This is a genomic window from Acinetobacter sp. AR2-3 (genome assembly GCF_001878775.1).
Lineage (GTDB): Bacteria > Pseudomonadota > Gammaproteobacteria > Pseudomonadales > Moraxellaceae > Acinetobacter > Acinetobacter lwoffii_D.
The window spans coordinates 169,840-195,897 of sequence record NZ_MJIQ01000037.1 but is presented as its reverse complement, the minus strand read 5'-3'; the positions used below and the strand labels follow the sequence as shown (position 1 = coordinate 195,897).

At 44.5% G+C, this 26,058-nt stretch carries 19 protein-coding genes and 2 pseudogenes; 13 read left to right on the top strand and 8 right to left on the bottom strand.

Going from position 1 to position 26,058, the window contains the following annotated elements; all coding sequences use genetic code 11:
• Positions 1 to 135: 135 nt before the first annotated feature.
• Together BFN00_RS06520 and BFN00_RS06515 are read right to left on the bottom strand one after the other, a co-directional pair.
• Positions 136 to 651, bottom strand: coding sequence for a hypothetical protein (locus BFN00_RS06520; protein WP_004645901.1), 516 nt, complete (start codon positions 649 to 651; stop codon positions 136 to 138).
• 24 nt (positions 652 to 675) lie between these two features.
• Entirely contained in the window at positions 676 to 1,284 is a 609-nt protein-coding gene (locus tag BFN00_RS06515; protein ID WP_004732088.1) for a DUF805 domain-containing protein, read from the bottom strand.
• A gap of 482 nt (positions 1,285 to 1,766) precedes the next feature.
• Between BFN00_RS06515 and BFN00_RS06510 the strand changes: the two genes are divergently transcribed.
• From BFN00_RS06510 to BFN00_RS06500, 3 genes are all read left to right on the top strand, one after another.
• A complete protein-coding gene (locus tag BFN00_RS06510; protein ID WP_004732086.1) occupies positions 1,767 to 3,008 on the top strand; it encodes a carbohydrate porin in 1,242 nt (413 codons plus the stop codon).
• A gap of 170 nt (positions 3,009 to 3,178) precedes the next feature.
• Positions 3,179 to 5,581, top strand: a complete 2,403-nt coding sequence (locus tag BFN00_RS06505; protein WP_004732084.1) for a glucose/quinate/shikimate family membrane-bound PQQ-dependent dehydrogenase — start codon at positions 3,179 to 3,181, stop codon at positions 5,579 to 5,581.
• Between the two features lie 392 nt (positions 5,582 to 5,973).
• A complete protein-coding gene (locus BFN00_RS06500; RefSeq protein WP_004732082.1) occupies positions 5,974 to 8,091 on the top strand; it encodes a TonB-dependent receptor domain-containing protein in 2,118 nt (705 codons plus the stop codon).
• Positions 8,092 to 8,200: 109 nt separating this feature from the next.
• Here the strand turns inward: BFN00_RS06500 and BFN00_RS16130 are convergent.
• Positions 8,201 to 8,287: pseudogene (locus BFN00_RS16130) on the bottom strand (arsenical resistance protein ArsH); the annotation flags it as partial.
• On the opposite strand from BFN00_RS16130, the pseudogene BFN00_RS16125 reads away from it, so the two are divergent.
• Positions 8,284 to 8,415 (top strand): annotated as a pseudogene (locus tag BFN00_RS16125) (arsenate reductase (glutaredoxin)); the annotation flags it as partial. The pseudogenes BFN00_RS16130 and BFN00_RS16125 sit on opposite strands and share 4 nt — an antisense overlap.
• Before the next feature lie 105 nt (positions 8,416 to 8,520).
• Here BFN00_RS16125 and BFN00_RS06490 read toward each other — a convergent pair.
• The 4 genes from BFN00_RS06490 to BFN00_RS06485 all read right to left on the bottom strand — a co-directional run bounded on the left by BFN00_RS06490 (position 8,521) and on the right by BFN00_RS06485 (position 13,370).
• Entirely contained in the window at positions 8,521 to 9,804 is a 1,284-nt protein-coding gene (locus tag BFN00_RS06490) for a ribonucleotide-diphosphate reductase subunit beta (RefSeq protein ID WP_004645882.1), read from the bottom strand.
• Between the two features lie 141 nt (positions 9,805 to 9,945).
• Positions 9,946 to 10,074 (bottom strand): hypothetical protein, encoded by a 129-nt coding sequence (locus BFN00_RS16235; protein WP_004645881.1) that lies wholly within the window; start codon positions 10,072 to 10,074, stop codon positions 9,946 to 9,948.
• Positions 10,075 to 10,134: 60 nt separating this feature from the next.
• Entirely contained in the window at positions 10,135 to 10,260 is a 126-nt protein-coding gene (locus BFN00_RS16230) for a hypothetical protein (protein ID WP_004732081.1), read from the bottom strand.
• Between the two features lie 272 nt (positions 10,261 to 10,532).
• Entirely contained in the window at positions 10,533 to 13,370 is a 2,838-nt protein-coding gene (locus BFN00_RS06485; protein ID WP_071850801.1) for a ribonucleoside-diphosphate reductase subunit alpha, read from the bottom strand.
• Positions 13,371 to 13,937: 567 nt separating this feature from the next.
• Between BFN00_RS06485 and bfmR the strand changes: the two genes are divergently transcribed.
• Both bfmR and bfmS read left to right on the top strand, forming a co-directional pair.
• Positions 13,938 to 14,654 carry a response regulator transcription factor BfmR gene (bfmR, locus tag BFN00_RS06480; RefSeq protein ID WP_004280782.1) on the top strand — a complete coding sequence of 239 codons (717 nt, stop codon included), beginning with the start codon at positions 13,938 to 13,940 and terminating at the stop codon, positions 14,652 to 14,654.
• Between the two features lie 42 nt (positions 14,655 to 14,696).
• Positions 14,697 to 16,370, top strand: a complete 1,674-nt coding sequence (gene bfmS / locus BFN00_RS06475; protein ID WP_071850800.1) for a sensor histidine kinase BfmS — start codon at positions 14,697 to 14,699, stop codon at positions 16,368 to 16,370.
• A 68-nt stretch (positions 16,371 to 16,438) separates the two neighbouring features.
• Here bfmS and BFN00_RS06470 read toward each other — a convergent pair whose 3' ends face one another.
• Positions 16,439 to 16,795 (bottom strand): hypothetical protein, encoded by a 357-nt coding sequence (locus tag BFN00_RS06470; protein WP_005247904.1) that lies wholly within the window; start codon positions 16,793 to 16,795, stop codon positions 16,439 to 16,441.
• 572 nt (positions 16,796 to 17,367) lie between these two features.
• Between BFN00_RS06470 and BFN00_RS06465 the strand changes: the two genes are divergently transcribed.
• The 7 genes from BFN00_RS06465 to nuoH all read left to right on the top strand — a co-directional run bounded on the left by BFN00_RS06465 (position 17,368) and on the right by nuoH (position 26,041).
• Complete coding sequence (locus tag BFN00_RS06465; protein ID WP_071850799.1) at positions 17,368 to 17,913, top strand: NADH-quinone oxidoreductase subunit A; 546 nt, start codon at positions 17,368 to 17,370, stop codon at positions 17,911 to 17,913.
• A gap of 6 nt (positions 17,914 to 17,919) precedes the next feature.
• Positions 17,920 to 18,600 carry a NuoB/complex I 20 kDa subunit family protein gene (locus BFN00_RS06460; RefSeq protein WP_071850798.1) on the top strand — a complete coding sequence of 227 codons (681 nt, stop codon included), beginning with the start codon at positions 17,920 to 17,922 and terminating at the stop codon, positions 18,598 to 18,600.
• A 91-nt stretch (positions 18,601 to 18,691) separates the two neighbouring features.
• A complete protein-coding gene (gene nuoC / locus BFN00_RS06455; protein ID WP_071850797.1) occupies positions 18,692 to 20,479 on the top strand; it encodes an NADH-quinone oxidoreductase subunit C/D in 1,788 nt (595 codons plus the stop codon).
• Positions 20,480 to 20,493: 14 nt separating this feature from the next.
• Positions 20,494 to 21,003, top strand: a complete 510-nt coding sequence (nuoE, locus tag BFN00_RS06450; RefSeq protein WP_004280775.1) for an NADH-quinone oxidoreductase subunit NuoE — start codon at positions 20,494 to 20,496, stop codon at positions 21,001 to 21,003.
• A complete protein-coding gene (nuoF, locus tag BFN00_RS06445; RefSeq protein ID WP_005106202.1) occupies positions 21,000 to 22,331 on the top strand; it encodes an NADH-quinone oxidoreductase subunit NuoF in 1,332 nt (443 codons plus the stop codon). Before nuoE ends, nuoF begins: the two co-directional genes overlap by 4 nt.
• An 11-nt stretch (positions 22,332 to 22,342) precedes the next feature.
• Positions 22,343 to 25,021 carry an NADH-quinone oxidoreductase subunit NuoG gene (nuoG, locus tag BFN00_RS06440; protein ID WP_071850796.1) on the top strand — a complete coding sequence of 893 codons (2,679 nt, stop codon included), beginning with the start codon at positions 22,343 to 22,345 and terminating at the stop codon, positions 25,019 to 25,021.
• Between the two features lie 3 nt (positions 25,022 to 25,024).
• Positions 25,025 to 26,041, top strand: a complete 1,017-nt coding sequence (gene nuoH / locus BFN00_RS06435; RefSeq protein ID WP_004280772.1) for an NADH-quinone oxidoreductase subunit NuoH — start codon at positions 25,025 to 25,027, stop codon at positions 26,039 to 26,041.
• The last annotated feature ends 17 nt before the right edge of the window (positions 26,042 to 26,058 follow it).

The following is a 26,058-nucleotide window of genomic DNA, read 5'->3' as shown; positions in this document are numbered from 1 at the left end:
CTTATTTTATTTGAGCTGATTTTTAGAGATATTTTGTCTATAAGCTGCTACATCTATACAGATCAACTCTCTTATTAGATTGTTATCTCAATAAAAATCCCGCAGCGTGCGGGATTTTTGCTCTTACAAGAACATTTAAAGCGTCAAAAACCAGGTCGATGCCAACACCACCATAATGATAATCACCAGTAAAATATTGATGATCGTCATTCGATGTTGGGGTGGAACTCTGGCTTTGGTCAGTGCATTTCCTGCATGGTCAAACAGGATGACATTTTGCACGCTACTTTCATAACCGAGTTCGAGTAACGCGCGCTTTTCAACTTCGGTTAAACCGTCTTCAGGCAGATCCATAATTTGCAGCAGTGCTATAGAGCTAAATAGTTTCTTCATCATTGACGATGGTAACAGCCGTTTCAGCGTCACCGCGGCTGCATCAAAGTCGGCAATAATACTCCGCGGGTGGGCATAAGGCACATCGGGTAGCAGAGTATGCGTAATCGTGCCATCTATATTCATCAGCTGCATTTTATCTTTATAGATTTGCACCCATACAGCATCTGGAAATTTCACTAATTGATCTTGCAGCATGGAGAAAGTCTGATTTTGCTGATATTTAGTCATTAAATAATCGATAAACAAATCCCGCATCAAGACGGGATTTGTAAGGTTCGGTTATTTGGCAGGAGCACCATACTCATTGTTTTGTTGCTTGGTTTCAGTTGCCCACCACCAGATCAGTACCAGTATGCCAATCACGGTAAGCGTCAGTAATTGCCACCAACCAGAACGTCCTACATCATGCAAGCGACGCGCGCCAACGGCCAGACTTGGGACTAGAAGTGCCAGATTAAGCAGGCTATTCACCAGCGGTTTAGTGCCTAAAACTGTATCAATTACCTCAGCAACAATGCCTAAAATTACACAAAACAGCATAAAGAACCAAAATTCTTTACGGCGTGCACGGCCGGAAAAGTTTGCATAGTTGGTCAGACATTTTACAAACCAGTCAATGCTGCTGTAATTTTCCTCGGCTTGATCCAGATTTGAATATTTGCCAAGCTGACTGGAAATTTTTTCTCCCAGATAAATAGAACTGCCTGAGGTTAAATAAACCTCAGATGCTTCACCCGCGGTATTGACGATAAAATCGACCCGATCACCGCGTGAAGGTGGACGCTCACTACGCCAGTCTGCGCCATTAAAGCTATAGCGCTGATTATCATCCCCCGAGATAAAACCGGTATTGTGTTGAATAGAAAAATCAAGGATTGAACCTTTCATGCTTGTTCTCGTCTATTAAGCTAGATTATTGTTTTAAAGCGACGCAATTTCTTATCAGAATAACTTTAGCATAATCTAATTTTTAAAAGTTTATGGTGAAATGACAATAATTTTTTCATGTTTTTAAAAGCCTTATCGCAATAGTGATTCAGTATTCAATCAACAAAAAATGTAGCGTTGCATGATTTGAAATGAAGAAAATTAAATAGTAATGGAGCTGATTTATCTCTGAATCTTTTATAAGAAATTAAAGCTAAATCTATCTGATGAATATCAAATTTTTCTTTGGAACTATGGTTTGATGTTGTTAAATTTAATATGATGATAAACAGATACTTATAAATTTTAAATTTACAAAAAGCATATAATAATACTAATAAATATAACATTTTATTCATACTTTTTATCTATTAGTAACGATTTTTTAAAATCAACAGGCGTATAATAAAAAGCTTCATATTGTGATGAAGGTATCACATTCAATGTATCTCTCCCCATTATCGAAGGCCGTTTACCTTTGCTGTGCCTCTTTCATCTTAACCACGACCACTGTGCATGCTGAAGCTGCTTTCAGTTCGGAAAGCCCGTGGATGCTCGGTGACTGGAACGGGCAACGTACAGCACTCCAAAATCAGGGCTATGATTTCAGTTTTGGTTATACCGGTGAAATGGCAACCTTGATCGATGCGCAAAGATCTTCAAACCATAAAACTGAATATGCGGACCAGTTTGTTTTTGGGGCACATCTGGATCTGGCAAAAATTGCAGGCTGGCAAGACACCGAAGCACAAATAACAGTGACCCAGCGTAACGGTCAGTCACTGTCTCAAAGCGCTGCTGCTTTAAGTGGCCATCTGAGTTCAGTGCAAGAAGTCTGGGGCCGTGGTCAAACCTGGCGCCTGACTGATTTATGGATCAAGAAAAAATTCCTGGAACAAAAACTGGATGTGAAAGTCGGACGCTTTGGTGAGGGTGAAGACTTCAATAGTTTTGACTGTGATTTCCAGAATCTGGCCCTATGCGGTTCACAAGTCGGGAACTGGGTTGGCGATCAGTGGTACAACTGGCCGGTAAGCCAATGGGCTGCACGGGTCAAATATAACCTTAACCCTGAATTTTATGCCCAAGTCGGTGCTTATGAATACAACCCTGAGAATCTGGAACGTGGTAAAGGATTTAACCTGAGTACGGATGGTTCCAAAGGGGCAATGCTTCCTGCAGAAGTGGTTTGGGCGCCTAAACTGGGTGAACAGAAACTACCGGGTGAATACCGTGCCGGTTATTACTACAGTACAGCAGAGGCTGAAGTCATTTCCAATCCAGATCAAACCGATCATCACCATGGGGGCTGGATTGTTGCCAAGCAACAATTGACTGCACATCACGGAGATACTTCGCGTGGTTTGACCGGCTTTGTGAATGCGACAGTGCATGACTCCAAAACCAATAATGTCAGTGATATGCAAAATATCGGGCTGGTTTATAAGGGTGCAATGGATTCACGCCCTCAAGATGAAATCGCATTTGGTATTGCACGCATCAACATGAATGACGATGTCAGTGCTGACCGTCATCAAGAAATCGATGCAGAAATTTATTATGGCTTACATGCCACTAATTGGCTCACCATTCGCCCGAATGTGCAATATGTGCGTCACGTCGGTGCATATAAAGATGGTGAAAATGTCTGGGTGGGCGGAATCAAGTTTAATACGTCATTTTAAAATATAGTTTTTAGTTGCAAATACACTATTGAATCTCTAGGTGCTTTGTTGCAGTAATGGGCAATGCCTGCTTAAGACATTGATGTATTTATAACTCAGAATTTAACAATAAGGGTGCTCATGCCTGTCATGTGCATGGACTTTCAAAAAAACTTTTATAGGTGTTCAATATGAATACTTCATCATCAGGTTCAGTACTGAAAACGATTTTAGCGGTCATTGCCGCTGTTTTCGGTATAGGACTGCTGATTGGAGGGATTTATCTTGCAGTGCTGGGTGGGTCTTGGTACTACATCATTGCAGGTATTCTCTTTATTGCGACCGCAGTTCTCTTGTATAAACGAAAAAGTGCTGCACTCCTTGTTTATGCCATATTCGTTTTGGCGACAGTGGTGTGGGGGCTGTGGGAAGTCGGTTCAGATTTCTTTGCACTTGCGCCGCGTTTAGATATTTTAGGGCTGTTTGGTCTGGCCCTGCTGATTCCGGCTACCACACGTGGCTTTGATCATGCTAAAACCGCGAAAATTGCCTTGGGTGCTTCATTAGCCATTACCATCGCTGTCATGATTTATGCTGTATTTAATGACCCGCAAGAAATTCGCGGTGAATTAAAATCCCAGCAGCCTGCAACTCACCAGCCAATTCCCGGTGTGGCAGATGAAGACTGGCCTGCTTATGGCCGTACCCAGTCCGGTTTACGGTATTCACCGTTAAAGCAGATTAATACTGAAAATGTCAAAGATTTGCAGGTGGCTTGGGAATATCACACGGGCGAATTCAAGACTGAAAATGACTCGGGTGAAACCACCAATCAGGTTACCCCAATCAAGGTGGGTGACAACATGTACATCTGTACCACTCACCAGAAATTGACTGCGCTTGATCCGGCAACTGGTAAGGCGAAATGGACTTATGATCCAAAACTGAAAGCCGATCATACCTATCAGCATTTAACCTGCCGTGGTGTATCTTATTATGATGTCAACAATACGGCTGGTTTTGAAAGCAGTCTCGCTGCGAAGAAAACCACATCGGCTGAATGTCCACAAAAAGTCATTTTACCGGTCAATGATGGGCGTTTAGTGGCGGTCAATGCGACCACCGGTAAAGTCTGTTCTGATTTTGGTAAAAATGGCGAAGTCGATCTGCAAAAAGATATGCCATTCCCATATCCAGGCGGTTATATTCCAACCTCACCGCCTGTAGTAACCGGCACGACGATCATTATTGCGGGTTCAACCACAGACAACTATTCAACTGAAGAACCGTCAGGTGTGATCCGTGGTTATGATGTCAATACGGGTGAACTGCTTTGGGTATTTGACACAGGCGCTGAAGATCCGAATTTGATTCCTGCACCGGGTCAAAAATTTGTACACAACTCTCCAAATGCTTGGGCACCTTTGGCCTATGATGCAGAGCTGGATATCGTCTACGTACCAACGGGTGTCGGTACACCGGATATTTACGGTGGTCACCGGACTGAACTGGACGAGCGTTATGCCAACTCGATGCTGGCCTTGAATGCGACGACCGGCAAACTGGTATGGAACTTCCAGACTACCCATCACGATTTGTGGGATATGGACGTACCTTCACAGCCAACATTGACCGAGATTAAAGACAAAAACGGCAATATGGTTCCAGCCATTTATGTCTTGACCAAAACGGGTAATGCTTTTGTGCTAGACCGCCGTAATGGTAAAGCGATTGTGCCAATTACCGAGAAACCGGTACCACAATCTGTGAAACGCGGACCTCAGACCAAAGGCGAGTTCTATTCTAAAACTCAACCTTTCTCTGACTTTAATCTGGCGCCACAAGATAAATTGACCGATAAACAGATGTGGGGTGCGACCATGTTTGACCAGTTGGTCTGCCGTGTTGCGTTCCACAAACTGAATTACGATGGCATTTATACCCCACCTTCTGAAAATGGCACGCTGGTCTTCCCGGGTAACCTAGGTGTGTTTGAATGGGGTGGTATGTCAGTGAATCCGGACCGTCAAATTGCATTAACCAACCCGATTGGCCTGCCATTTGTATCAAAACTAATTCCTCAAGATCCGAACCGTCCTAAGACGGCTAAAGGTGCAGGTACAGAAGCAGGTGTTCAACCGATGTATGGTGTGCCTTATGGCGTTGAAATCAGTGCGTTCCTGTCTCCATTTGGACTGCCGTGTAAACAGCCATCATGGGGCTTTGTTGCAGGTGTGGATCTAAATACTCATGAAGTGGCATGGAAACGCCGCATCGGTACCATTCGTGACAGTATGCCGGGCATTCCATTGCCACCATTCAAAATGGGTGTGCCGATGCTGGGTGGCCCTATTTCAACTGCGGGCAACGTGATGTTTGTGGGTGGAACTCAAGATAACTACATCCGTGCCATTAACGTGAACAACGGTGATGAGTTGTGGAAAGGCCGTCTACCTGCAGGTGGCCAGGCTACACCAATGACCTATGAAGCCAATGGAAAGCAGTATGTGGTCATTATGGCGGGTGGTCATGGTTCCTTTGGGACTAAAATGGGTGACTCTCTGGTGGCTTATGCCTTGCCAGACAATAAATAGTTGAATCTCTAATTAAGTATGAAGAAGCCTGATTCGTCAGGCTTTTTTATACGCTATTGTTGAATGCCTACATCGAGTTTTAAGGACACAGAGAAATGATGTTGATTTGTTGCTGAAAGCTCAATTTCCTTCAGATCGCATTAAAATAATATGCTTTGTATATGGCTGATTTTAAGCGAAATTCAGATAAAGGATTAATCAAGTCTAAATTTATCGAACACAGAATTTTTAAGCTCAAAATATTCCTATTCATTGAGCGAACTATATGTCATCGAATTAGCATACTTATTTGGTATCGATGCTTAAAACAAAATGAGTTGAATCATGAGATGTACGCCATCTCGATAAGGTATTTGCCGCATTAAACCACTTTCAAATAAGGCCTGTCATTTATGTACCAAAGCCCGAAATTTCCATTCGTGAGATCGACCTTGTCCTGCCTGATTGCTTGCGCAGGTCAGAACATTTATGCAGAAAATGATACACAAGAAGTCCAAAGGTTAGACACGATTGTCATTCAAGCGACCCGTACAGATCGGGAGCGATTGACCACACCGGCGTCAGTGTATTATCTGAATCAAGAACAAGATAACAGCATGAATGTGAATCTTTCGGAAACATTAAAAGGCGTTCCGGGATTACAGTTAAACAATCGTGAAAACTATGCCCAAGACCTACAAATTTCGATGCGAGGCTTTGGGGCACGTTCCAGTTTTGGTGTGCGTGGTGTGCGTTTATATGTAGATGGAATCCCTGCGACGATGCCGGATGGACAGGGACAAACCTCGAATATTGATTTGAACAGTCTGGACCATATTGAAGTATTGGGTGGTGGATTTTCATCGCTCTATGGCAACTCTTCGGGGGGAACGATTTTAACCACCACGCGAGAGGGGCAAGGTGCTGATTCGATTGAACTGGGGCATTCTGCTGGTAGTCAAAATAAAGGGCAGACCAAGCTGGTTTTGCAAGGTGGTTCAGAAAATGCCGATGAACCAGCTTATATCATCAGCTCGTCTTATTTTGATACCAATGGTTACCGTGACCACAGCAGTGCACATAAAGTTCTGAATAATGCCAAGCTGACCTGGAATCTGGAGGACGGATCTAAAATCAACTGGATGAATAACTACGTTAAAATTGCTGCAGATGATCCGGGTGGTCTAGAGAGAAAGGATTGGAAAGCAAATCCAAAACAAATAGACAGTAGAATTCAGGGATTTAATACAAGAAAAGAAATTGAGCAATTTCAAACAGGTCTTACTTGGAATAAGTCAATCAATGATCAGCATGAACTGTATGGCATGGCCTATTGGGGGCAGCGTGAGGTTATCCAGTATCAATCGATTTCTAAGTTTTTTCAGTCATTAGAAAAACAACCAGGTGGTGTAATTGACTTTGACCGTCAGTTTTATGGTGCAGACCTACGTTGGACAGATAGAGATGTTTTGCCAAATACTAAACTGATTGCTGGACTTGCTGTTGATGCCATGACCGAAGACCGAAAAGGTTATCTAAATTATGTGGGGAATACTTTTGGAGTTAAAGGTGAGTTACGTCGTGATGAAGACAATACCTTATGGAATGCGGATCCTTATTTACAGATATCTTATAACTTTATGCCAGATTGGACTCTAGATGCTGGACTACGTTATAGCAACGTGCATTTTAAATCAGAAGATCATTATATTACTGATGTGAATGGTGATAATTCTGGTAAAACTACTTTTGACAAGTTACTGCCATCGTTAAGTTTAAGCTGGAAAATTTTACCTGAGCTGATGACTTATGCCAGTTATGCCCAAGGCTTTGAAACACCAACTTTTACTGAAATGGCTTATCCTGCAAGTGGGAGTTTTGATAAAGCCCTTAATTTAAAAGCAGCAGAAAGTGAAACCTATGAACTTGGGTTGAAGTCTGCCAATATCTTAGGTGATTTTACTGTTGCAGTTTTTCAGACCAAGACAAAGAATGACATTGTTTCTGCAGGTAATGATAATGGTCGCTCTACTTTCCGTAATGCGGATAAAACTTTAAGAGAAGGTATTGAACTCTCCTGGAATAAAAACCTATGGCGTGACCTAACAGCTCAAGCAAGTTATAGCTACTTAGATGCAACTTTTGATAAAGACACTGCAAATGTTGAAGGCCCGACACCTATTCAAGAAGGTAATTATATTCCCGGTATTGCCAAGAATCAGGCATTCTTAAGCTTGGGTTGGAAACCTGAACAGGGTTTGCGTGCGGGTGTGGATATTCGTTATAGCGACAAAATCTATGTCGATGATAAAAACTCAGATGCTGCGCCAAGCTACACGGTTGCTGGCGCCAATGTGGGTTATCACTGGAAAATGCAGGATTGGGCAGTGAATACTTTTGCGCGTGTCGATAACCTGTTTGATAAAGATTATTCTGGTTCGGTGATTGTCAATGAAAGCAATAACCGTTTCTTTGAGCCGGCAGAAGGGCGGAACTGGAGCGCTGGTTTGAGTGTGACAAAAGAATTTTAATTCAGATGATTTAGGGCTGTTAAATTTTCAAAAAACAAAATCCCGCTTCCTGAGTGGGATTTTTTAATATTTAAGTTTTGAAAAGTTGATCAGAGGATTTGAGATAAAACTAGATCTTTTGCTGATTCACCCGTTTCGATAATTCCTCGGCACTTTCCACCCGTTCAGAATATCGATTGTTGAGATCAGCAGACTGAACTTGGTGTGAGATTGTGTCGACCATCAGAAGTTGTTTTAGATATTCTTTCTGCTCCGCAGCGCGCAGCTTTTAGCATGGAAAATGAGGAAATGATTATTGATGAAGCAGGGAATCGGTTGAAATAAATTTCAGAATTTAAGCAGATCAATCAGATCATAAAAAAGCCACCGCAGGGGTGGCTTTTTATTTAAAGTTAAAATGACAGATGTCGTGTCATTTTAAGCTAAACCTTACCAGCTTAACGCACCGCCAGTTTGGTAATCTGTTACGCGCGTCTCGAAGAAATTCTTCTCTTTACGCAAGTCCATCATCTCTGACATCCACTGGAACGGGTTATTCACACCAGCAAACTGTTCAGGCAAACCCAACTGCGCCAGACGACGGTTCGCAATAAACTTCAGGTATTCTTCCATCATGCCAGCGTTCATGCCAAGTACACCGCGTGGCATGGTGTCACGTGCGTATTCGATTTCCAGCATCGTACCTTCAAGAATCATCTGGATGATTTCTTCCTGGAATTCAGTTGTCCATAAACCCGGGTTTTCGATCTTGATCTGGTTGATCATATCGATACCGAAGTTCAGGTGCATAGACTCATCACGCAGGATGTACTGGAACTGCTCGGCAACACCATTCATCTTGTTACGACGGCCCATCGACAGGATCTGGCTGAAACCGCAGTAGAAGAAGATACCTTCAAGTACACAGTAGAACGCGATCAGGTTGCGAAGCAGGATCTGGTCGTTTTCAGGTGTGCCGGTTTTGAAAGTAGGATCACTTAAAGACTGAGTATATTTCAGGCCCCACGCAGCTTTACGTGCAACTGACGGTACTTCACGGTACATGTTGAAGACTTCGCCTTCATCCATACCTAGCGACTCGATACAGTACTGGTAAGCGTGTGTGTGAATCGCTTCTTCAAACGCTTGACGCAAGATGTACTGACGGCATTCAGGGTTGGTAATATGACGGTAAATCGCCAGTACCAGATTGTTTGCAACCAGTGAATCGGCAGTCGAGAAGAAACCAAGTGAACGCATCACAATGGTACGTTCATCTTCAGTCAAGCCATTTTCAGACTTCCACAACGCAATGTCGTGGTTCATGTTCACTTCTTGTGGCATCCAGTGGTTTGCACATCCGTCCAGATACTTCTGCCAAGCCCATTCGTATTTGAATGGAACAAGCTGGTTCAAGTCTGCACGACAGTTGATCATCGCCTTGTCATCAACCTGAACGCGTTGCGCACCCATTTCAAGCTCTTCCAGACCCGGTGCAACATCAAGCTGCTCTAGGGAAGCAGATGCTCTTGCCAGTGAATCGGTTGGATTTGATCCTCGGTTTTGAGTGGCTCTAAGGGGTTGTGCAGCTGCCACATCCGGCGATGCGTTGCCTGCATCAGATACCATCTGTGAATTAGTCGCTTTTTGCGGCTCGACGGGCGCAGGCTGCTGTTCAGGTGCAGCCGGTTTTTGCGAATCATCTTCGAAATCGTCCCAACTTAGGATAGACATATCAATTCTCTCTACGTTGCTTTATATCTTTTATGAGACATTCAGCTTGGCTGAGATGTCTTACTATACGCTTAATTTGTGTAAGCAAAATTAAGTTTTGTTGATGAATGCTCTAGTTTTATACAGGAGCAATAATCCCCACTACTTATTTTGCTTACGCTGCTGGCGAACTTTGAACCAGAAGTAAGCAATGGGTAAATAAAAGGTAATACCAAAGGAAATCAGCAATGCCGCAAGTCCTAACATGTAGTTATGAGTCATATGTGGCATTGAGGTTTCCTTTTACTTTTAGTTTGTGAATCCTAGCCGAAACTAGGATTCACGTTTAAATCATTTTTTAGATGATTTACTAGGCTTGATTGTTTCAGTAACTGTAGTTTTAGGATGCTTTTTTGCATAGCCTTCAGTTACGAAACGACCAGTTCCTGCATCACGAGAAACTTTTTTCGTAGCCATAGAGATAATCTCCATTACAAATTCAAGATGACTCTTACTGGCTCGTTTCTCGAATTGATGATACAATCCGTTCACGCATTTTGTGATGCCAGCCTCGTTGTGACCATCTTGGTATCACTTCGAGATTGAAAGCCTTCTAGTTAGTTTTGACGGACGCTAGAGGGCTTTTTTATTGCCTGAATTTCGTAATCCCCCTAAGTCCCCCTTTGAAAAGGGGGATTTTCTCCCTCCTTTATTAAAGGAGGGTCGGGGAGGATTTAAAACCTGTCAGATTATTGACAAGCCTCACAATCAGGGTTGTCAATTGAACATGCCATTGGCACTGGAGCCGCTTGTGCAAAACCTTCTTCCTCTGCAGGAGCTTCAGGTTTTTGCGCTTCAACCACCGGAGCTGCTGCTACAACAGGCGCCGCAACAGTTGCAGGTTTAACTGCATTCAATGCGCCAGTGTTGATTGTTGATTTCTCGGCAGAAGTCGCACCCAATGCACGCAGGTAATAAGTCGTCTTAAGACCACGTAACCAGGCCATCTTGTAAGTGATGTCCAGTTTCTTACCGTTTGCACCAGCGATGTAAAGGTTAAGAGACTGCGCCTGATCAATCCATTTTTGACGACGTGATGCAGCATCCACGATCCAGCGCGTTTCAACTTCAAACGCAGTCGCGAAGATGGCTTTAAGCTCTTCAGGTATACGAGAAATCTTCTGAACAGAACCTTCGAAATGTTTCAGGTCGTTGACCATTACTGCATCCCAAAGACCACGTTCTTTCAACGCACGTACCAGGTACGGGTTAATCACGGTGAATTCGCCAGACAGGTTTGATTTCACATACAAGTTCTGGAATGTCGGCTCAATAGATTGAGAAACACCACAGATATTTGAAATCGTAGCAGTCGGAGCAATCGCCATCACGTTCGAGTTACGCATACCATCTTTTTGAACTTTGGTACGTAAAGTGTCCCAGTCCAGACGTTGAGTGCGGTCGACTTCGAACATGCGTTCAGGACGAGTTTTCGCAACCAGATCAAGCGAGTCGATTGGCAGGATACCTTGATCCCACAATGAACCCTTGAATGTTTCGTATGTACCACGTTCAACAGCCAAATCGCTAGATGTTGAAATTGCGTAGTACGAAATCACTTCCATCGATTCATCAGCAAACTCAACCGCAGCATCAGAACCATAAGCCAGGTTCATTTCGTATAGTGCATCCTGGAAGCCCATGATACCCATACCAACCGGACGGTGTTTCAGGTTCGAGTTACGTGCTTGTGGAACAGCGTAGTAGTTGATGTCAATCACGTTATCGAGCATACGAACCGCAGTTTTAACTGTACGTGCCAGTTTTTCACGATCAAGTACACCGCCTTTGACGTGTTGTACCAGGTTAATTGAACCTAAGTTACATACCGCAATTTCTTCTTTGCTTGTGTTGAGTGTAATTTCTGTACACAGGTTAGAAGAGTGCACCACACCTACGTGTTGCTGTGGTGAGCGTAAGTTACATACGTCTTTGAATGTGATCCACGGGTGACCAGTTTCAAACAGCATGGACAGCATTTTGCGCCACAAATCTTTTGCACGGATTTTCTTGTGCAGCATATTTGTTTCTTTGGCAATCGCTTCGTAATGTGCATAACGCTCAGCGAATTCTGCACCCGTCAAATCATGTAGATCAGGCGTTTCAGAAGGGGTGAACAGTGTCCATTCTGCATCTTCGAATACACGTTGCATGAACAGGTCAGGAACCCAGTTCGCAGTGTTCATGTCGTGGGTACGACGACGGTCATCACCGGTGTTCTTACGCAGTTCCAAGAATTCTTCGATGTCCAGGTGCCAGGTTTCTAAGTATGCACAAACTGCACCTTTACGCTTACCACCTTGGTTAACCGCAACAGCAGTATCATTCGCCACTTTCAGGAACGGAACTACACCTTGAGATTTACCGTTAGTGCCTTTGATGTATGAGTTCAAGGCACGGACTGGCGTCCAGTCATTACCCAAACCGCCTGCCCATTTAGACAGCATTGCGTTATCACGCATCGCGCCATAAATGTCATACAGGTCATCATCAATGGTTGTTAAATAGCAGCTCGACAATTGTGGACGAAGCGTACCTGAGTTAAACAGGGTAGGCGTCGATGCCATGTAGTCGAAGCTAGACAATAAGTTATAGAACTCAATCGCGCGGTCTTCACGGTTTTCTTCATTGAGCGACAAGCCCATAGAAACACGCATAAAGAACAATTGCGGAAGTTCGAAACGTACGCCATCTGAATGGATGAAGTAACGGTCAAATAAAGTTTGCAGACCCAAGTAAGTAAACTGGTTAGAGCGTTCCGGTTGAATCGCAGCTGCCAGTTTAGCCAGGTCAAAGTTCAGCAATTCTGGAGAAAGCAGCTCAAGCTCAATCCCTTTTTTCAGGTAAGTTTCCAGCGCATCGCCTTCAACTGTATCTACAGGTAGACCCAGGAATTTCAAACCAGTCGCAACCAGGTCATCACGCAATAAACGTGCAGTCACATACGTATAGTTAGGCTCTTGCTCGATACGAGTACGGGTCGCCATCATCATCGTGGTCGAGATGTCTGACTCTTTTACGCCGTTGTACAAGTTTTTCACAGTCTCATCGACAATCGCTTGTACATCAATGCCTTCAAGGCCTTCAGCTGCTTTAGTAACATGCGCAGTTAAAGCACTTAAATCCAGTGGCTTGAGTTTGCCTTCAGCATCGGTAATTTGCAGGGTCGGGTGATGATGTGCACCTAATTGTTTACGTGCTTCAGAACGTTGTTCACGATAAATGACATAAGAGCGTGCAACTTTCTGTTCGCCCGTACGCATTAGCGCAAGTTCAACTTGGTCTTGAATTTCTTCAATATGAATCGTTCCGCCAGAAGGTAAACGACGTTTAAAGGTATTTAATACCATTTCCGTCAGTTGCTCGATACGATCATGGATCCGGCTCGAGTCAGCGCTTTGTTGGCCTTCAACCGCCAAAAACGCTTTACCAATTGCGACAGAAATTTTTTCTGCATCAAAAGCGGCAACATCACCGGTGCGTTTAATCACCTGAAGTTGACCAGGAGTTGAAGTGATTACGCTCATGTTAGCATAGCTCCATTGTCATCTATTTTTATGTTTATGGACCGTTTGAACTGGGCAAAATTCGTGCCACAGTGTTTGAGGAATAAACACAAGACCTAGTGGTTTTAAAATTAATTGAACACAAGATACGGGAAAATTTAGGGTAGATCAATATTGACATTTAGCTAAATATTTTTCTTAAGTTGTGCTTTAGTCCTTGTAAAAATATCGCTATTTTTATTGATTTTTGTATAAGCCTTATCAGGCAAGGCATAGCATAACAAAGTCCAAAGAAAGTGCTTATAGATAACACTGTGGATAACTAAAAAGTGCTGAATCAAGCAGTCATATTTTGTCCATGTAAGAGTTGTGTAAATCGCAAATCAGATCTAAGCCACTGTTTCAAGCATAATTGTCCAAAAAATGCACGATAAAATATTACAAAATGCTATCTTGATGTATCAGTTTGGTGAACGCTATCTTGTTTACAATGTAAACGTGTGTATATTGCAAGCATATTAAAAACGTATCTATTGGATTTCAAAAGGATACGCCTATAGCGTAGATCCACCAAATAAGGGGCAATACATGAGCCAAGAAGAAAAGTTACCCAAGATTTTAATTGTTGAAGATGATGAGCGTCTTGCTCGTTTAACGCAAGAATACCTGATCCGTAACGGACTTGAGGTAGGGGTAGAGCCGGATGGTAATCGTGCCATTCGTCGGATTATTGCTGAACAGCCAGATATGGTAGTGCTGGATGTGATGTTGCCAGGTGCTGATGGCTTGACCATTTGCCGTGAAGTGCGTCCACATTATCATCAACCGATTTTGATGTTGACTGCGCGTACTGAAGATATGGATCAGGTTTTGGGTCTGGAAATGGGTGCAGATGACTATGTCGCTAAACCTGTTCAGCCGCGTGTATTGCTAGCACGTATTCGTGCATTATTGCGTCGTACTGACAAGGTGCCTGAAGATGAAGTGGCACAGCGCATCGAATTTGATGATCTGGTCATCGACAATGGCGGTCGTTCAGTGACCTTAAATGGCGATCTGGTTGATTTTACCAGTGCAGAATATGACCTGTTATGGTTGCTTGCATCGAATGCTGGCCGTATTCTCTCTCGCGAAGATATTTTCGAGCGTTTACGTGGTATCGAATATGATGGTCAAGACCGTTCAATCGATGTGCGTATTTCTCGTATCCGTCCAAAAATCGGTGATGACCCAGAAAATCCGAAGCGTATTAAAACAGTACGTAGTAAAGGTTATCTTTTTGTTAAAGAGACCAATGGTCTTTAAGCAAATGTGGTTTGTTGCTTGAATAAGCAGGATAAATTATAGGTGTTTAAGCACAGTATATTTTTGCGTATATACGCAGGACTCGTCATTCTTGTAGTCTTGGTGGCGGTGTTCGGCTATCTGTTGGTACAGATTATCAACTATCAGCGTGCGCAAGAATATCGCGAATCCCTGACTGATGGTATGGCATATATCATCAGTGAAGGGGTTGCACGCCAGCCAAATCTCCAGCAAAAAATGGATTGGGTTTCTGATGCCTCCGATTTGCTGGAATTGCCCATTCACTATGTAGAAGCCAGCAAGGTCGACATTACCCGTGCTGAAGGGCGCCGTATTGCCGAACGTAAAGCGGTGGTGCGCTGGGATGCCGAGTTCGGTATTGCCTATATTGTGGTAGGGCTGCGCGATGACCCAGGTCATTACCTTTATATTAAGGCTGACAGTATTACTGAACGTCAGATGAAGGCCTTACCAGTCTTTATTTTGGACTACCTGGTCTACTATCCAGGTCAGGAAAAAGAATATCTGGCTCGTATTCAGGATTATTTTTCTTATCCGGTTTCTATCGAAAATGTCCAGAATCTACCTTTAGACTCCGAGCAAATCGGACGTCTGCGTCTGGATCACAGCATCATTTTATACCGCGATAATGCCTCTATTCGTGGTACCACAATTTCAATTATTTCACCGATTCCTGGTTCGACCTCGCAAGTATTGGTCATGGGGCCGGTACCCTTGTTTAACTGGATGCCATTCCAGTTGGCGACCGGTATTACCTTATTAAGCCTGTTTGTGTTGAGTCTGGGTGTTTATGGTCTGCTGGTTCCGATGCAGCGCAAGTTACGTGAAGTCAGCTATGCCTTAAACAAAATGAAATCGGGTAACATGTCATTGCGTCTTCCTGTGGAAGGCAGTGACGAGATGTCTACACTGGCATCTAGCTATAACAATATGTCAGACCATATCCAGCGTTTAATCGAAGCACAGCGTGAGCTGATGCGTGCAGTGTCGCATGAGTTGCGTACACCGGTGGCACGGATCCGTTTTGGTGTGGAAATGATGGCAGATGAAGACGACTACGATTATCGTCTGCAACAGGTGGAGCAGATTGATAAGGACATCGAAGCACTGAATACCTTGATTGATGAGATTATGACCTATGCCAAACTGGAACAGGGCATGCCGTCGATTGAGTTTGAACAGATTGATCTGTATGACGTACTGAATCAGGTGGCACAAGAAACAGAAGCACTGAAAACCCAGAAAATCATTGATTTATATCCAATGCCTGTTGCGATTACGGTAGAGGCAGAGCGTCGCTACCTGCATCGTGTAATTCAGAATCTGGTGGGGAATGCCATCCGTTATTGTGATAATAAAATCTTGATTAGCGGTGGTCTGGACCAAGATGGTCAGGCCTATGTTTGTGTAGAAGATGACGGGCCGGGGATTCCGCAAATAGATCGCGCCCGCATTTTTGAAGCCTTTGCCCGACTGGATGATAGTCGTACCCGTGCTTCGGGTGGTTATGGTTTAGGTTTGTCGATTGTCAGCCGGATTGCATACTGGTTTGGTGGTACGATTCAAGTTGATCAAAGTCCGACCCTGGGTGGTGCGCGTTTTACCATGACTTGGCCGGCACAACGTTATGTCAAGAAGAGTAAGCGCAAGATGCTAGAAAAAAAGCCTGAGGAAGCGAGCGATCATTTAGCTTGATATTGTGTGAATGATTTTAGTCATAAAAAAACGATGCATCGGCATCGTTTTTTTATTGGGAGCGATTTTTATTCCTGAATGGTCGCATCAGGTTCAATGAGTGATTTACCCTCTTTTAAGCTTTGTAGCGCTTCAGGGTTAAAGTCGATCAATAGTTTGGTGTTTTTCGCATCGACATTATAGCGCTGAATCAGTTTCTGGTCGCCTGATAACGTTTCGACTTTATATTCGTCAGCGATATTCATAATGCCATCCAGATTGATGCTGGAAGAGGCGTGATCTTCTTGAAAAAGTGCATGGATGTCACGTAAGTCAAAAGCTGCCTGGCTTATGTTGGGATTTTTTTGGATGTAATTTTCTATATGTCGAACCAGTAATTGAGCAAATAAAAAATAATTAGGTCGATGAGAAAAGCGTAGAGACATGCAAGGACTCCTTATTGTTACTTTATTAATGTCATGATGTGGTTTAGAAATAGAAATAACATATTCTGAATCAGTCCGTTGAGCATGTTGCAAAAAGACACAATTGCCAATCTAAGCTTACCAAGTGGCTGCAGGGGGTAAATCAGCAGTTAAATGTAAAAAATCACATTAAATCTCAAGTTAAATCAAATAGTTTGAAGGGAATAATAGGTGTTAAAATAAGTTTTTATCTGATTTAACTTGGATTCAATAGTGAAAAGGACTATATGTAAATGGGTGGGCGAGAAAAGCAGCTCATCGATCAGTCTATTTTCTGGCAGCGCTATTTATAGAAAAATTAATAGATAATTAAAATTTAATTTAGGAAAACGATTAAAACGAATTCTGAATGATTAAAGTCAAATTAAATGCTGAAATGTCTAAAAAATCATCCCAAAGACTAAGGCTTATAAACTAGCAAGTGAAATCCAAAATCAGGTACAATTGGCGGGATTAATTTTGTGTTTGGTGTATTTGAAGGCCAATACATACATTCTTTGTTAACAAATAGGCCTGCCAGGAGTTATCCCCGCATGAGTGCTATTACTCCATACGAATGGGCAATTATTGCCTTCGTGATCGGCGTTACATTTTTATGCGTCTTTATGCTGACTGTCCCATTACTCCTCGGGGGTAAATCATGGGGCCGTGCCAAGCAGGAGCAGTTTGAGTCAGGTGTAGTTAGCGCAGGTGGAGCTCGTATCCGCTTGTCTGCAAAGTTCTATTTAGTTGCAATTTTCTTCGTGGTGTTTGATTTAGAAGCACTTTATCTATATGCATGGGCGGTTTCTGTTCGTGAAGTAGGTTGGATTGGTTTTGCAACTGCAGCTATCTTTATTTTGGTTTTACTTGTTGGTTTGATTTACGAATTATCGACAGGTGCACTCAATTGGGCACCTTCAGACAGACGTAAAGCCGCAGGTGTTAAAGCTAAAATTGGTTCGCCAAATATGGATCTAGCAGAAATTACGCGCTTCAACTCAATTGAAGAATTGGTAATCGACCCTACAGGTCAAATCCCAGCTCAATCCTCTGGTCGTGTGAAAAGCTCACCGGCTAAATCATCTGATAAGGAGTAAGACGGGATGAAATACACATTAACCCGTGCGAATCCGGATGCTGACCAATATCCACTTCAGGAACGTATTGTTGTAGAAGATCCGTTGCTAGAAGAAGAAGTGAATAAAAATGTATTCATGACTCGCTTAGAGGATGTGGTACATACAGCAGTCAACTGGGGTCGTAAAAACTCAGTTTGGCCATTTAACTTTGGTACATCTTGCTGCTACGTAGAATATGCAACCACCTTGACCGGCGTGCATGACTTGTCACGTTTTGGTGCCGAGGTTATCCGTGCTTCACCGCGTCAGGCAGACTTAATGATTGTAGCGGGTACTTGCTTCGTGAAAATGGCACCAGTAATTCAACGTCTATATGAACAGATGCTGGAACCGAAATGGGTCATTTCAATGGGTGCATGTGCCAACTCAGGTGGTATGTACGATATTTATTCAGTCGTACAAGGTGTGGATAAAATCATCCCGGTCGATGTGTATATTCCAGGTTGCCCACCACGTCCTGAAGCTTTGATTCAGGCATTGATGCTGTTGCAAGACCAGATTCAACTAGAGCGTCGTCCGCTTTCTGCGGTGATCGGTGATGATCTTAAGCCAGTGTATAAGCCAAAGATGATGCCGGAACGTGACCGTAAGAAAGACCAGCGTGTTGCTGTGAAGAACTTACGCTCTATGGATGAAATTAAATAATTTAAACGACAGGTTGTTTTGTTGTGCACCCGCTATGGGTGTAATTGTCGTTTAGATTGACTGAATTTGTATTAAATAGGAAGCCAAGCCAATGGCTGAAATTGACATTGCTATGCCAGAATCAACGCCTGTTGATTCACGCCCAGCATTTGCCATCATTGAAGAACTCAAAACCAAATTTGGTGAGAACTTCTTTGTGCAAACGACTTTCGAGGATTTCCCGACAGTCTGGGTTGAGCGCGCACGTGTACAAGAAGTTTTAATGTTCTTGCGTACAGTGTCACGTCCTTACGTGATGTTGTTCGACCTGTCAGCGGTAGATGAGCGTCTGCGTACGCACCGCGACGGTTTACCTGCGTCTGACTTCACCGTGTTCTATCACCTGTTGTCGCTCGAGCGTAATACTGACATTCGTATTAAAGTTGCCTTAGCTGAAAGCGATTTGAATCTTCCGACGGCAACCAATATTTGGCCAAATGCCAACTGGTACGAACGTGAAGCTTACGATATGTTCGGGATCAATTTCGAAGGGCATCCAATGCTCCGTCGTATCTTGTTGCCAACCTATTGGGAAGGTCATCCGCTACGTAAAGAATATTCTGCGCGTGCGACTGAATATACGCCGTATTTGCAAGATAAAGCCAAACAGGACTACGAACAGGAACATCTTCGTTTCGTCCCTGAAGATTGGGGTATGAAGCGCGGCAATGCCGATGAAGACTTCATGTTCCTGAACTTGGGTCCGAACCATCCATCTGCGCACGGTGCGTTCCGTGTGATCTTGCAGCTGGACGGTGAAGAAGTGAAAGACTGTGTGCCTGACATCGGTTATCACCACCGTGGTGTGGAAAAGATGGCTGAACGTCAAACCTGGCATTCATTCATTCCGTATACAGACCGTGTCGACTACCTCGGTGGTTGTGCGCAAAACATGCCTTACGTGCTTGGCGTAGAGCAAATGGCGGGTATTACGGTACCTGACCGTGCGCAATGTATTCGCGTGATGATGTCTGAACTGTTTCGTATCAATAACCACTTGCTGTTCATTGGTACTGCGATTCAGGATGCCGGCGGTATGACGCCAGTCTTCTACATGTTTGCTGACCGTCAGAAAATCTATGACGCGATTGAAGCGATCACCGGTTACCGTATGCACCCGGCATGGTTCCGTATTGGCGGTACAGCACATGACCTTCCAAACAACTGGCAGCACCTGATCCGTGAAATCCTGGACTGGATGCCGAAACGTTTGAAGGAATACCATACTGCAGCGCTGAAAAACTCGGTGTTTGTGGGTCGTACCCGTAATGTTGCGCAATACGATGCAAAATCTGCATTGGCTTGGGGTGTAACAGGTACAGGTCTACGCGCTACAGGTATCGACTTTGACGTACGTAAATATCGTCCATATAGCGGCTATGAAAATTATGACTTCGAAGTGCCGGTTGAGTACGAAGGCGATGCCTATGCACGTGTTATCGTTCACTACCGTGAAATCGAAGAATCACTGAAAATTATCAAACAATGTTTAGATAATATGCCGTCTGGTGCGTACAAAGCAGATCATCCACTGGCTGTTCCACCACCAAAAGACAAGACATTACAAGATATTGAAACCTTGATTACGCACTTCCTGAGTGTATCTTGGGGTCCTGTAATGCCTGCGGGTGAAGCATCTGTGATGGCGGAAGTGGTGAAAGGCGCGTCGAACTACTACTTGACTTCAGACAAGTCAACCATGAGTTACCGTACCCGTATCCGTACACCAACCTTCACGCATTTACAGCAAATGCCTTCTGTGATTAACGGCAGCTTAATGTCTGACTTAATCATTTATTTAGCGACCATTGATGTCGTAATGGCTGACGTGGATCGCTAAGGGGTAAACGCATTATGATGATTTTGACTGATAAAAAGCCACGTGTGAATGTTGAAGGGATTTTGACTGCGGACGAAATTCACGATATCGAACATCACATGGGGCACTACCCATACCCACGTGCAGCGTGTCTAGATGCGCTGAAGTGTGTACAACGCCGTAATGGCTGGGTAGATGATGCGCAAATGAATGCCATCGCACAAATGCTGAGCATGAGCGTTGCGGACCTTGAAGGTGTGGCAACGTTCTATAACCGTATTTACCGTCAGCCGGTCGGTCGTCACGTAATTTTGTTATGTGATTCGATTGCGTGTTTCTTGATGGGTGCGGAAACTTTGGCAGAAGCATTCCAGCGCGAATTAGGAATCCAGTTTGGTCAAACGACTGCAGATGGTCGTTTCACTTTGCTGCCAATTTGCTGTCTGGGCAACTGTGACAAAGGTCCAACCTTAATGATTGATGAAGACACGCACGGTCTGGTTGAAGTGACTTCGGTGAAACAGCTGTTGGAGAAGTATGTATGAATACTGAACCAAAACCAATTTATGGCGACGGTAACCCGGAAACGCATCCATTAACATGGCGTTTAAGCAAGCAGGCCAACGTACGTAATGCAGATGATTACGAAGCGCTGGAAGGTTATGCAGGCTTTAAAAAAGCCCTGTCTATGTCGCCTAAAGATGTATTAGAAGTGGTTAAGGCAGCGACTGTAAAAGGTCGTGGTGGTGCAGGCTTCCCGGCAGGTATCAAATGGTCTTTGATGGCGCCAAACGACAACTCAGGTCCACGTTACCTGATTTGTAATGCCGATGAGATGGAACCAGGTACCTTTAAAGACCGTTTGTTGATGGAAGATCTTCCGCATCAATTGATCGAAGGGATGCTGATTGCGGGTTATACGCTTGAAGCAACACACGGTTATATCTTTATCCGCGGCGAGTACATCGAAGCTGCTCAGTACTTAAATGAAGCACTTGAGCAAGTTCGTGCCAAAGGTTACTTAGGGGATAACATCCTTGGTACAGGCTGGAACTTCGAGTTACACGTGCATACCGGTGCGGGTCGTTATATCTGCGGTGAAGAAACTGCATTGATTAACTCGCTTGAAGGTCGCCGTGCCAACCCGCGTACTAAACCGCCATTCCCGCAAGTTGCAGGTGCTTGGGGTCGTCCTACGATTGTGAACAACGTAGAGACCTACAACAACTTACCGGCAATCATGCTGCGCGGTCCTGAATGGTACATCAACTTATCTGCTGGTAAGTCGAAAGATCCAGGCACCAAGATTTATGGTGCATCAGGTAAAGTGAAATTCCCGGGTCTATGGGAGCTTCCATTTGGTACGACAGCACGTGAAGTGATTGAAGACCATGCTGGTGGTATGCGTGACGGCTTAAAACTGAAAGCATGGTTACCGGGTGGTGCATCGACTGACTTCCTGGCTGCCGAGCATATTGATCTTCCTATGGATGCGGAAAGCATCATGAAAGCAGGTTCGCGTTTAGGAACTTGCTTATTGATGGTGGTAGATGAAACCCAATGTATGGTTTCAGCGACACGTAACCTCGAAGAATTCTTTGCACGCGAATCATGTGGTTTCTGTACGCCTTGCCGTGATGGCTTACCTTGGGCTGTGAAAGCGCTGAAAGCACTGGAAGATGGCACAGGTAAGAAAGAAGATATCGATCACTTACAAGAACTGACTCGTAAGCTTTGGATTGGTAAAACTTTCTGTGCCCACGCACCGGGTGCAATGGAGCCGCTTATGGGCGCACTCAAATATTTCCGTGGCGAATTTGAAGCGAAGGTTGTGAATGCCGCCGCTCAAACCAGCAACGTAGAACAAGCTTAAGGAATTCGACTATGGCTACAATTCATGTCGATGGCAAATCGTATGAAGTCAACGGCTCGGAAAACTTGCTACAAGCATGTTTGAGTCTTGGCATTGATATCCCATACTTTTGTTGGCATCCATCCTTAGGTTCTGTCGGTTCTTGCCGTCAATGTGCCGTGACCCAGTACGCGAATCCAGAAGATACGCGTGGCCGTTTGGTCATGTCATGTATGACGCCTGCATCTGACAATACCTACATCTCGATTGAAGACAAAGAAGCCAAAGATTTCCGTGCTTCGATTGTTGAATTCTTGATGACCAACCACCCGCACGACTGTCCAGTCTGTGAAGAAGGTGGTCACTGTCATTTACAAGATATGACTGTAATGACGCAGCATGACCGTCGTCGCTACCGTTTCACCAAACGTACCCATTACAACCAGGAGCTTGGCTCATTCATTTCGCATGAAATGAACCGTTGTATCGCGTGTTACCGTTGTGTGCGTTACTATAAAGACTACGCAGGTGGTACGGACTTTGGCGTGTATGCCAACGCATCACGTGTGTACTTTGGTCGGCCTGAATCAGGCACTCTAGAGTCTGAATTCTCGGGTAACCTGACAGAAGTCTGTCCAACAGGTGTATTCACAGACAAAACTCATTCGGCTCGCTACAACCGTAAATGGGACATGCAGTATGCGCCAAGCGTATGCCAAGGCTGTTCTTCAGGTTGTAATATCTCTCCGGGTGAACGTTATGGCGAACTTCGCCGCGTAGAAAACCGTTATAATGGTGAAGTCAACCAATACTTCCTATGCGACAAAGGCCGTTTCGGTACAGGTTATGTGAACCGTGAAGACCGTCCGCGTCAACCACAATTTCGTCAAGGTGCAACTGTTGAAACTGTTTCAGTGGATGCAGCACTAGACACGGTCATTGCAAATATCCAGGGCAAAAAAGTATTGGGTATTGGTTCACCGCGTGCATCACTTGAATCAAACTTCGCACTTCGTGAGTTGGTGGGTCAAGAGAACTTCTCAACAGGTCTATCTCAAAAAGAGCAAAACCTGGTTGAATTAGCAGCTTCAATCATGCAAACCGAGGGTGTTTACAACCCGAACATGCGTGAAATTGAAAGCTACGATGCTGTGTTAATTTTGGGTGAAGACCTCACACAAACTGCGCCTCGTATGGCTTTATCTGTTCGCCAGGCTGCGAAAAATAAAGGCAAAGAGATGGCGGCAGAGCGCCGTACCCAAGAATGGTTGGCTGAACCGGTACAACGTATTGCCCAAGATGCGAAATCTCCGATTTATATCCTGGCTGCGACACAAACCCGTTTGTCTGATGTTGCCGAAGGTGAAGTGGTTGCTTCTCCAAACGACATCGCGCGTTTAGGTTTTGCAGTTGCTGCAGCAGTTGCGGGTGAAACGATTCTTGGTTTAGATGACGATGCCAAAGCATTTGCACAAACCATTGCGGACACTTTAAAAGCTGCGAAGAAACCACTGGTCATCTCGGGTACAAGCTTGCAAGATCCTGCCATTATGGAAGCTGCTGCACAAGTTGCACAGAATCTGGGTAATGCAGGTCTGACCTTGACGGTTCCTGAAGTGAACTCGATGGGTATGGCAATCTTCGGTGGTCAAAGCCTGGAGCAAGCTTTTGCTCAGGACTACGACACTGTCGTGATTGTTGAAAATGACCTTTATCGTCGTTTACCAGCAGCACAAGTGGATGCCGCACTTGCAGGCAAAGAAGTGATCGTTCTGGATCACTCTGAAACTGAAACTGTGAAGAAAGCCGACATCATACTTTCTGCCGCTTCGTTTGCTGAAGGTGATGGTACTGTCGTTTCTCAAGAAGGCCGTGCACAACGTTTCTACCAAGTGTATGACCCAAGCTACTACAATCCTGAATTGGCGATCAAGGAATCTTGGCGCTGGTTACACGCTCTGGAAACAGGCGTAAAAGGCAAAGCGATTTCTTGGACTTTACTGGATGATGTGATCGAGTCAGTGGCGAAAAACGTTCCTGCGCTTGAAGGCATTCTGGATGTTGCACCTGATGCGGGCTTCCGTGTTCATGGCTTGAAAGTGGCACGTGAACCACGTCGTTACTCAGGTCGTACTTCAATGCGTTCGCCATTGTCTGTACATGAGCCGAAACAGCCTACAGATAAAGACTCCGCATTAACATTCTCGATGGAAGGTTATGTCGGAGACCAGACTCCATCTCCACTGGTTCCATTTGCATGGTCTGCAGGCTGGAACTCGCCACAAGCTTGGAACAAGTTCCAGGAAACTGTGGGTGGTTCACTGAAAGGTGGTGATTCAGGCGTTCGTTTATTCGACCGTTTGGCAAAACGTCCGGCACGTACATTCGTTGCACCGGCACCTGTTCTGGTCAATGCTGAAAGCTTCCGTCTAGTACCGATGCACCATATTTTTGGTTCAGGTGAATTTACCATCAAAACACCAGCGATGGAAACACGTATTCCTGAAGCGGTATTTGCAGTGGGTGAGCAGGATGCAGCGCGCCTGAATGTTCAAGATGGTCAGACAATCACGGTGAAAGCAGGTGAGACGTCAATCGTTCTTCCAGTTCAAGTGATTGAATATTTACCGACAGGTTATATTGGCTACCCAATCGGTCTGGCACCGACGGTATCTCTTGCAGAGCCTGTTTCAGTCGCGGTAGGAGTGTAATTCATGGAACAAGAATTAATCCGTCAAACGCCGTTGTGGGCTGAAAACTGGCCAATTGCCTATTCAGTCATTCAAGCGATTGTGATCTTGCTGGTTGTAGTACTGATCGCTGCGTTGATGTCTTTTATTGAACGTCGTTTACTCGGCTTGTGGCAAGACCGTTACGGTCCGAACCGTGTTGGTCCGGGCGGTATGTTCCAGATTGTTGCCGACATGCTGAAAATCATGTTCAAGGAAGACTGGACACCAAAATTTGCTGACAAATTGACGTTCCGTATGGCGCCAGCAGTTGCGATGGCAACTGCGGTGCTATCGTTCATGGTTATTCCTGTATCACCTTATTTAGGTGTAGCAGACATGAACATCGGCCTGTTGTTCTTTATGGCAATGGCGGGTATTGCAGTTTATGCAGTCCTGTTCGGTGGCTGGTCATCAAACAACAAATATGCCTTACTGGGCGGTTTACGTTCTGCAGCTCAAACCATTTCGTATGAAGTGTTCTTGGGTATCTCGTTGATGGGTGTGGTGGCAATTGCCGGTTCATTCAACATGCGTGAAATCGTTGAAGCGCAAAAAGATGTCTGGTTTGTGATTCCTCAGTTCCTGGGTTTCCTGATCTTCGTGGTTGCGGGTGTTGCGGTAACGCATCGTCACCCATTTGACCAACCAGAAGCAGAACAAGAACTGGCAGAAGGTTACCATGTCGAATACGGCGGTATGAAGTGGGGGATGTTCTTCGTTGCGGAATACGTCAACGTGGTACTGATCTCTGCATTGATCGTGACTTTATTCTTCGGTGGCTGGCTTGCGCCATTCAACCTTGATATTCCGTTCCTTCCAGCAGCATTCTGGTTCATTATCAAAACAGCATTCTTTGTAATGATGTTTGTACTGGCGCGTGGTTCATTAATGCGTCCACGTTATGACCAGGTGATGAACTTTGGTTGGAAAATTTGCTTGCCATTGGCGTTGGTTAACCTTTTGGTGACTGGTGCTGTGATTCTGATGAATCAGGCCTAAGACAGCAGGGAGAACAA

Bases quoted from the DNA above. Each gene is read 5' to 3' on its own strand.
- BFN00_RS06520 (WP_004645901.1), bottom strand. From the start codon at position 651: ATGCGGGATTTGTTTATCGATTATTTAATGACTAAATATCAGCAAAAT.
- BFN00_RS06515 (WP_004732088.1), bottom strand. From the start codon at position 1,284: ATGAAAGGTTCAATCCTTGATTTTTCTATTCAACACAATACCGGTTTT.
- BFN00_RS06510 (WP_004732086.1), top strand. From the start codon at position 1,767: ATGTATCTCTCCCCATTATCGAAGGCCGTTTACCTTTGCTGTGCCTCT.
- BFN00_RS06505 (WP_004732084.1), top strand. From the start codon at position 3,179: ATGAATACTTCATCATCAGGTTCAGTACTGAAAACGATTTTAGCGGTC.
- BFN00_RS06500 (WP_004732082.1), top strand. From the start codon at position 5,974: ATGTACCAAAGCCCGAAATTTCCATTCGTGAGATCGACCTTGTCCTGC.
- BFN00_RS06490 (WP_004645882.1), bottom strand. From the start codon at position 9,804: ATGTCTATCCTAAGTTGGGACGATTTCGAAGATGATTCGCAAAAACCG.
- BFN00_RS16235 (WP_004645881.1), bottom strand. From the start codon at position 10,074: ATGCCACATATGACTCATAACTACATGTTAGGACTTGCGGCATTGCTG.
- BFN00_RS16230 (WP_004732081.1), bottom strand. From the start codon at position 10,260: ATGGCTACGAAAAAAGTTTCTCGTGATGCAGGAACTGGTCGTTTCGTA.
- BFN00_RS06485 (WP_071850801.1), bottom strand. From the start codon at position 13,370: ATGAGCGTAATCACTTCAACTCCTGGTCAACTTCAGGTGATTAAACGC.
- bfmR (WP_004280782.1), top strand. From the start codon at position 13,938: ATGAGCCAAGAAGAAAAGTTACCCAAGATTTTAATTGTTGAAGATGAT.
- BFN00_RS06470 (WP_005247904.1), bottom strand. From the start codon at position 16,795: ATGTCTCTACGCTTTTCTCATCGACCTAATTATTTTTTATTTGCTCAA.
- BFN00_RS06465 (WP_071850799.1), top strand. From the start codon at position 17,368: ATGAGTGCTATTACTCCATACGAATGGGCAATTATTGCCTTCGTGATC.
- BFN00_RS06460 (WP_071850798.1), top strand. From the start codon at position 17,920: ATGAAATACACATTAACCCGTGCGAATCCGGATGCTGACCAATATCCA.
- nuoC (WP_071850797.1), top strand. From the start codon at position 18,692: ATGGCTGAAATTGACATTGCTATGCCAGAATCAACGCCTGTTGATTCA.
- nuoE (WP_004280775.1), top strand. From the start codon at position 20,494: ATGATGATTTTGACTGATAAAAAGCCACGTGTGAATGTTGAAGGGATT.
- nuoF (WP_005106202.1), top strand. From the start codon at position 21,000: ATGAATACTGAACCAAAACCAATTTATGGCGACGGTAACCCGGAAACG.
- nuoG (WP_071850796.1), top strand. From the start codon at position 22,343: ATGGCTACAATTCATGTCGATGGCAAATCGTATGAAGTCAACGGCTCG.
- nuoH (WP_004280772.1), top strand. From the start codon at position 25,025: ATGGAACAAGAATTAATCCGTCAAACGCCGTTGTGGGCTGAAAACTGG.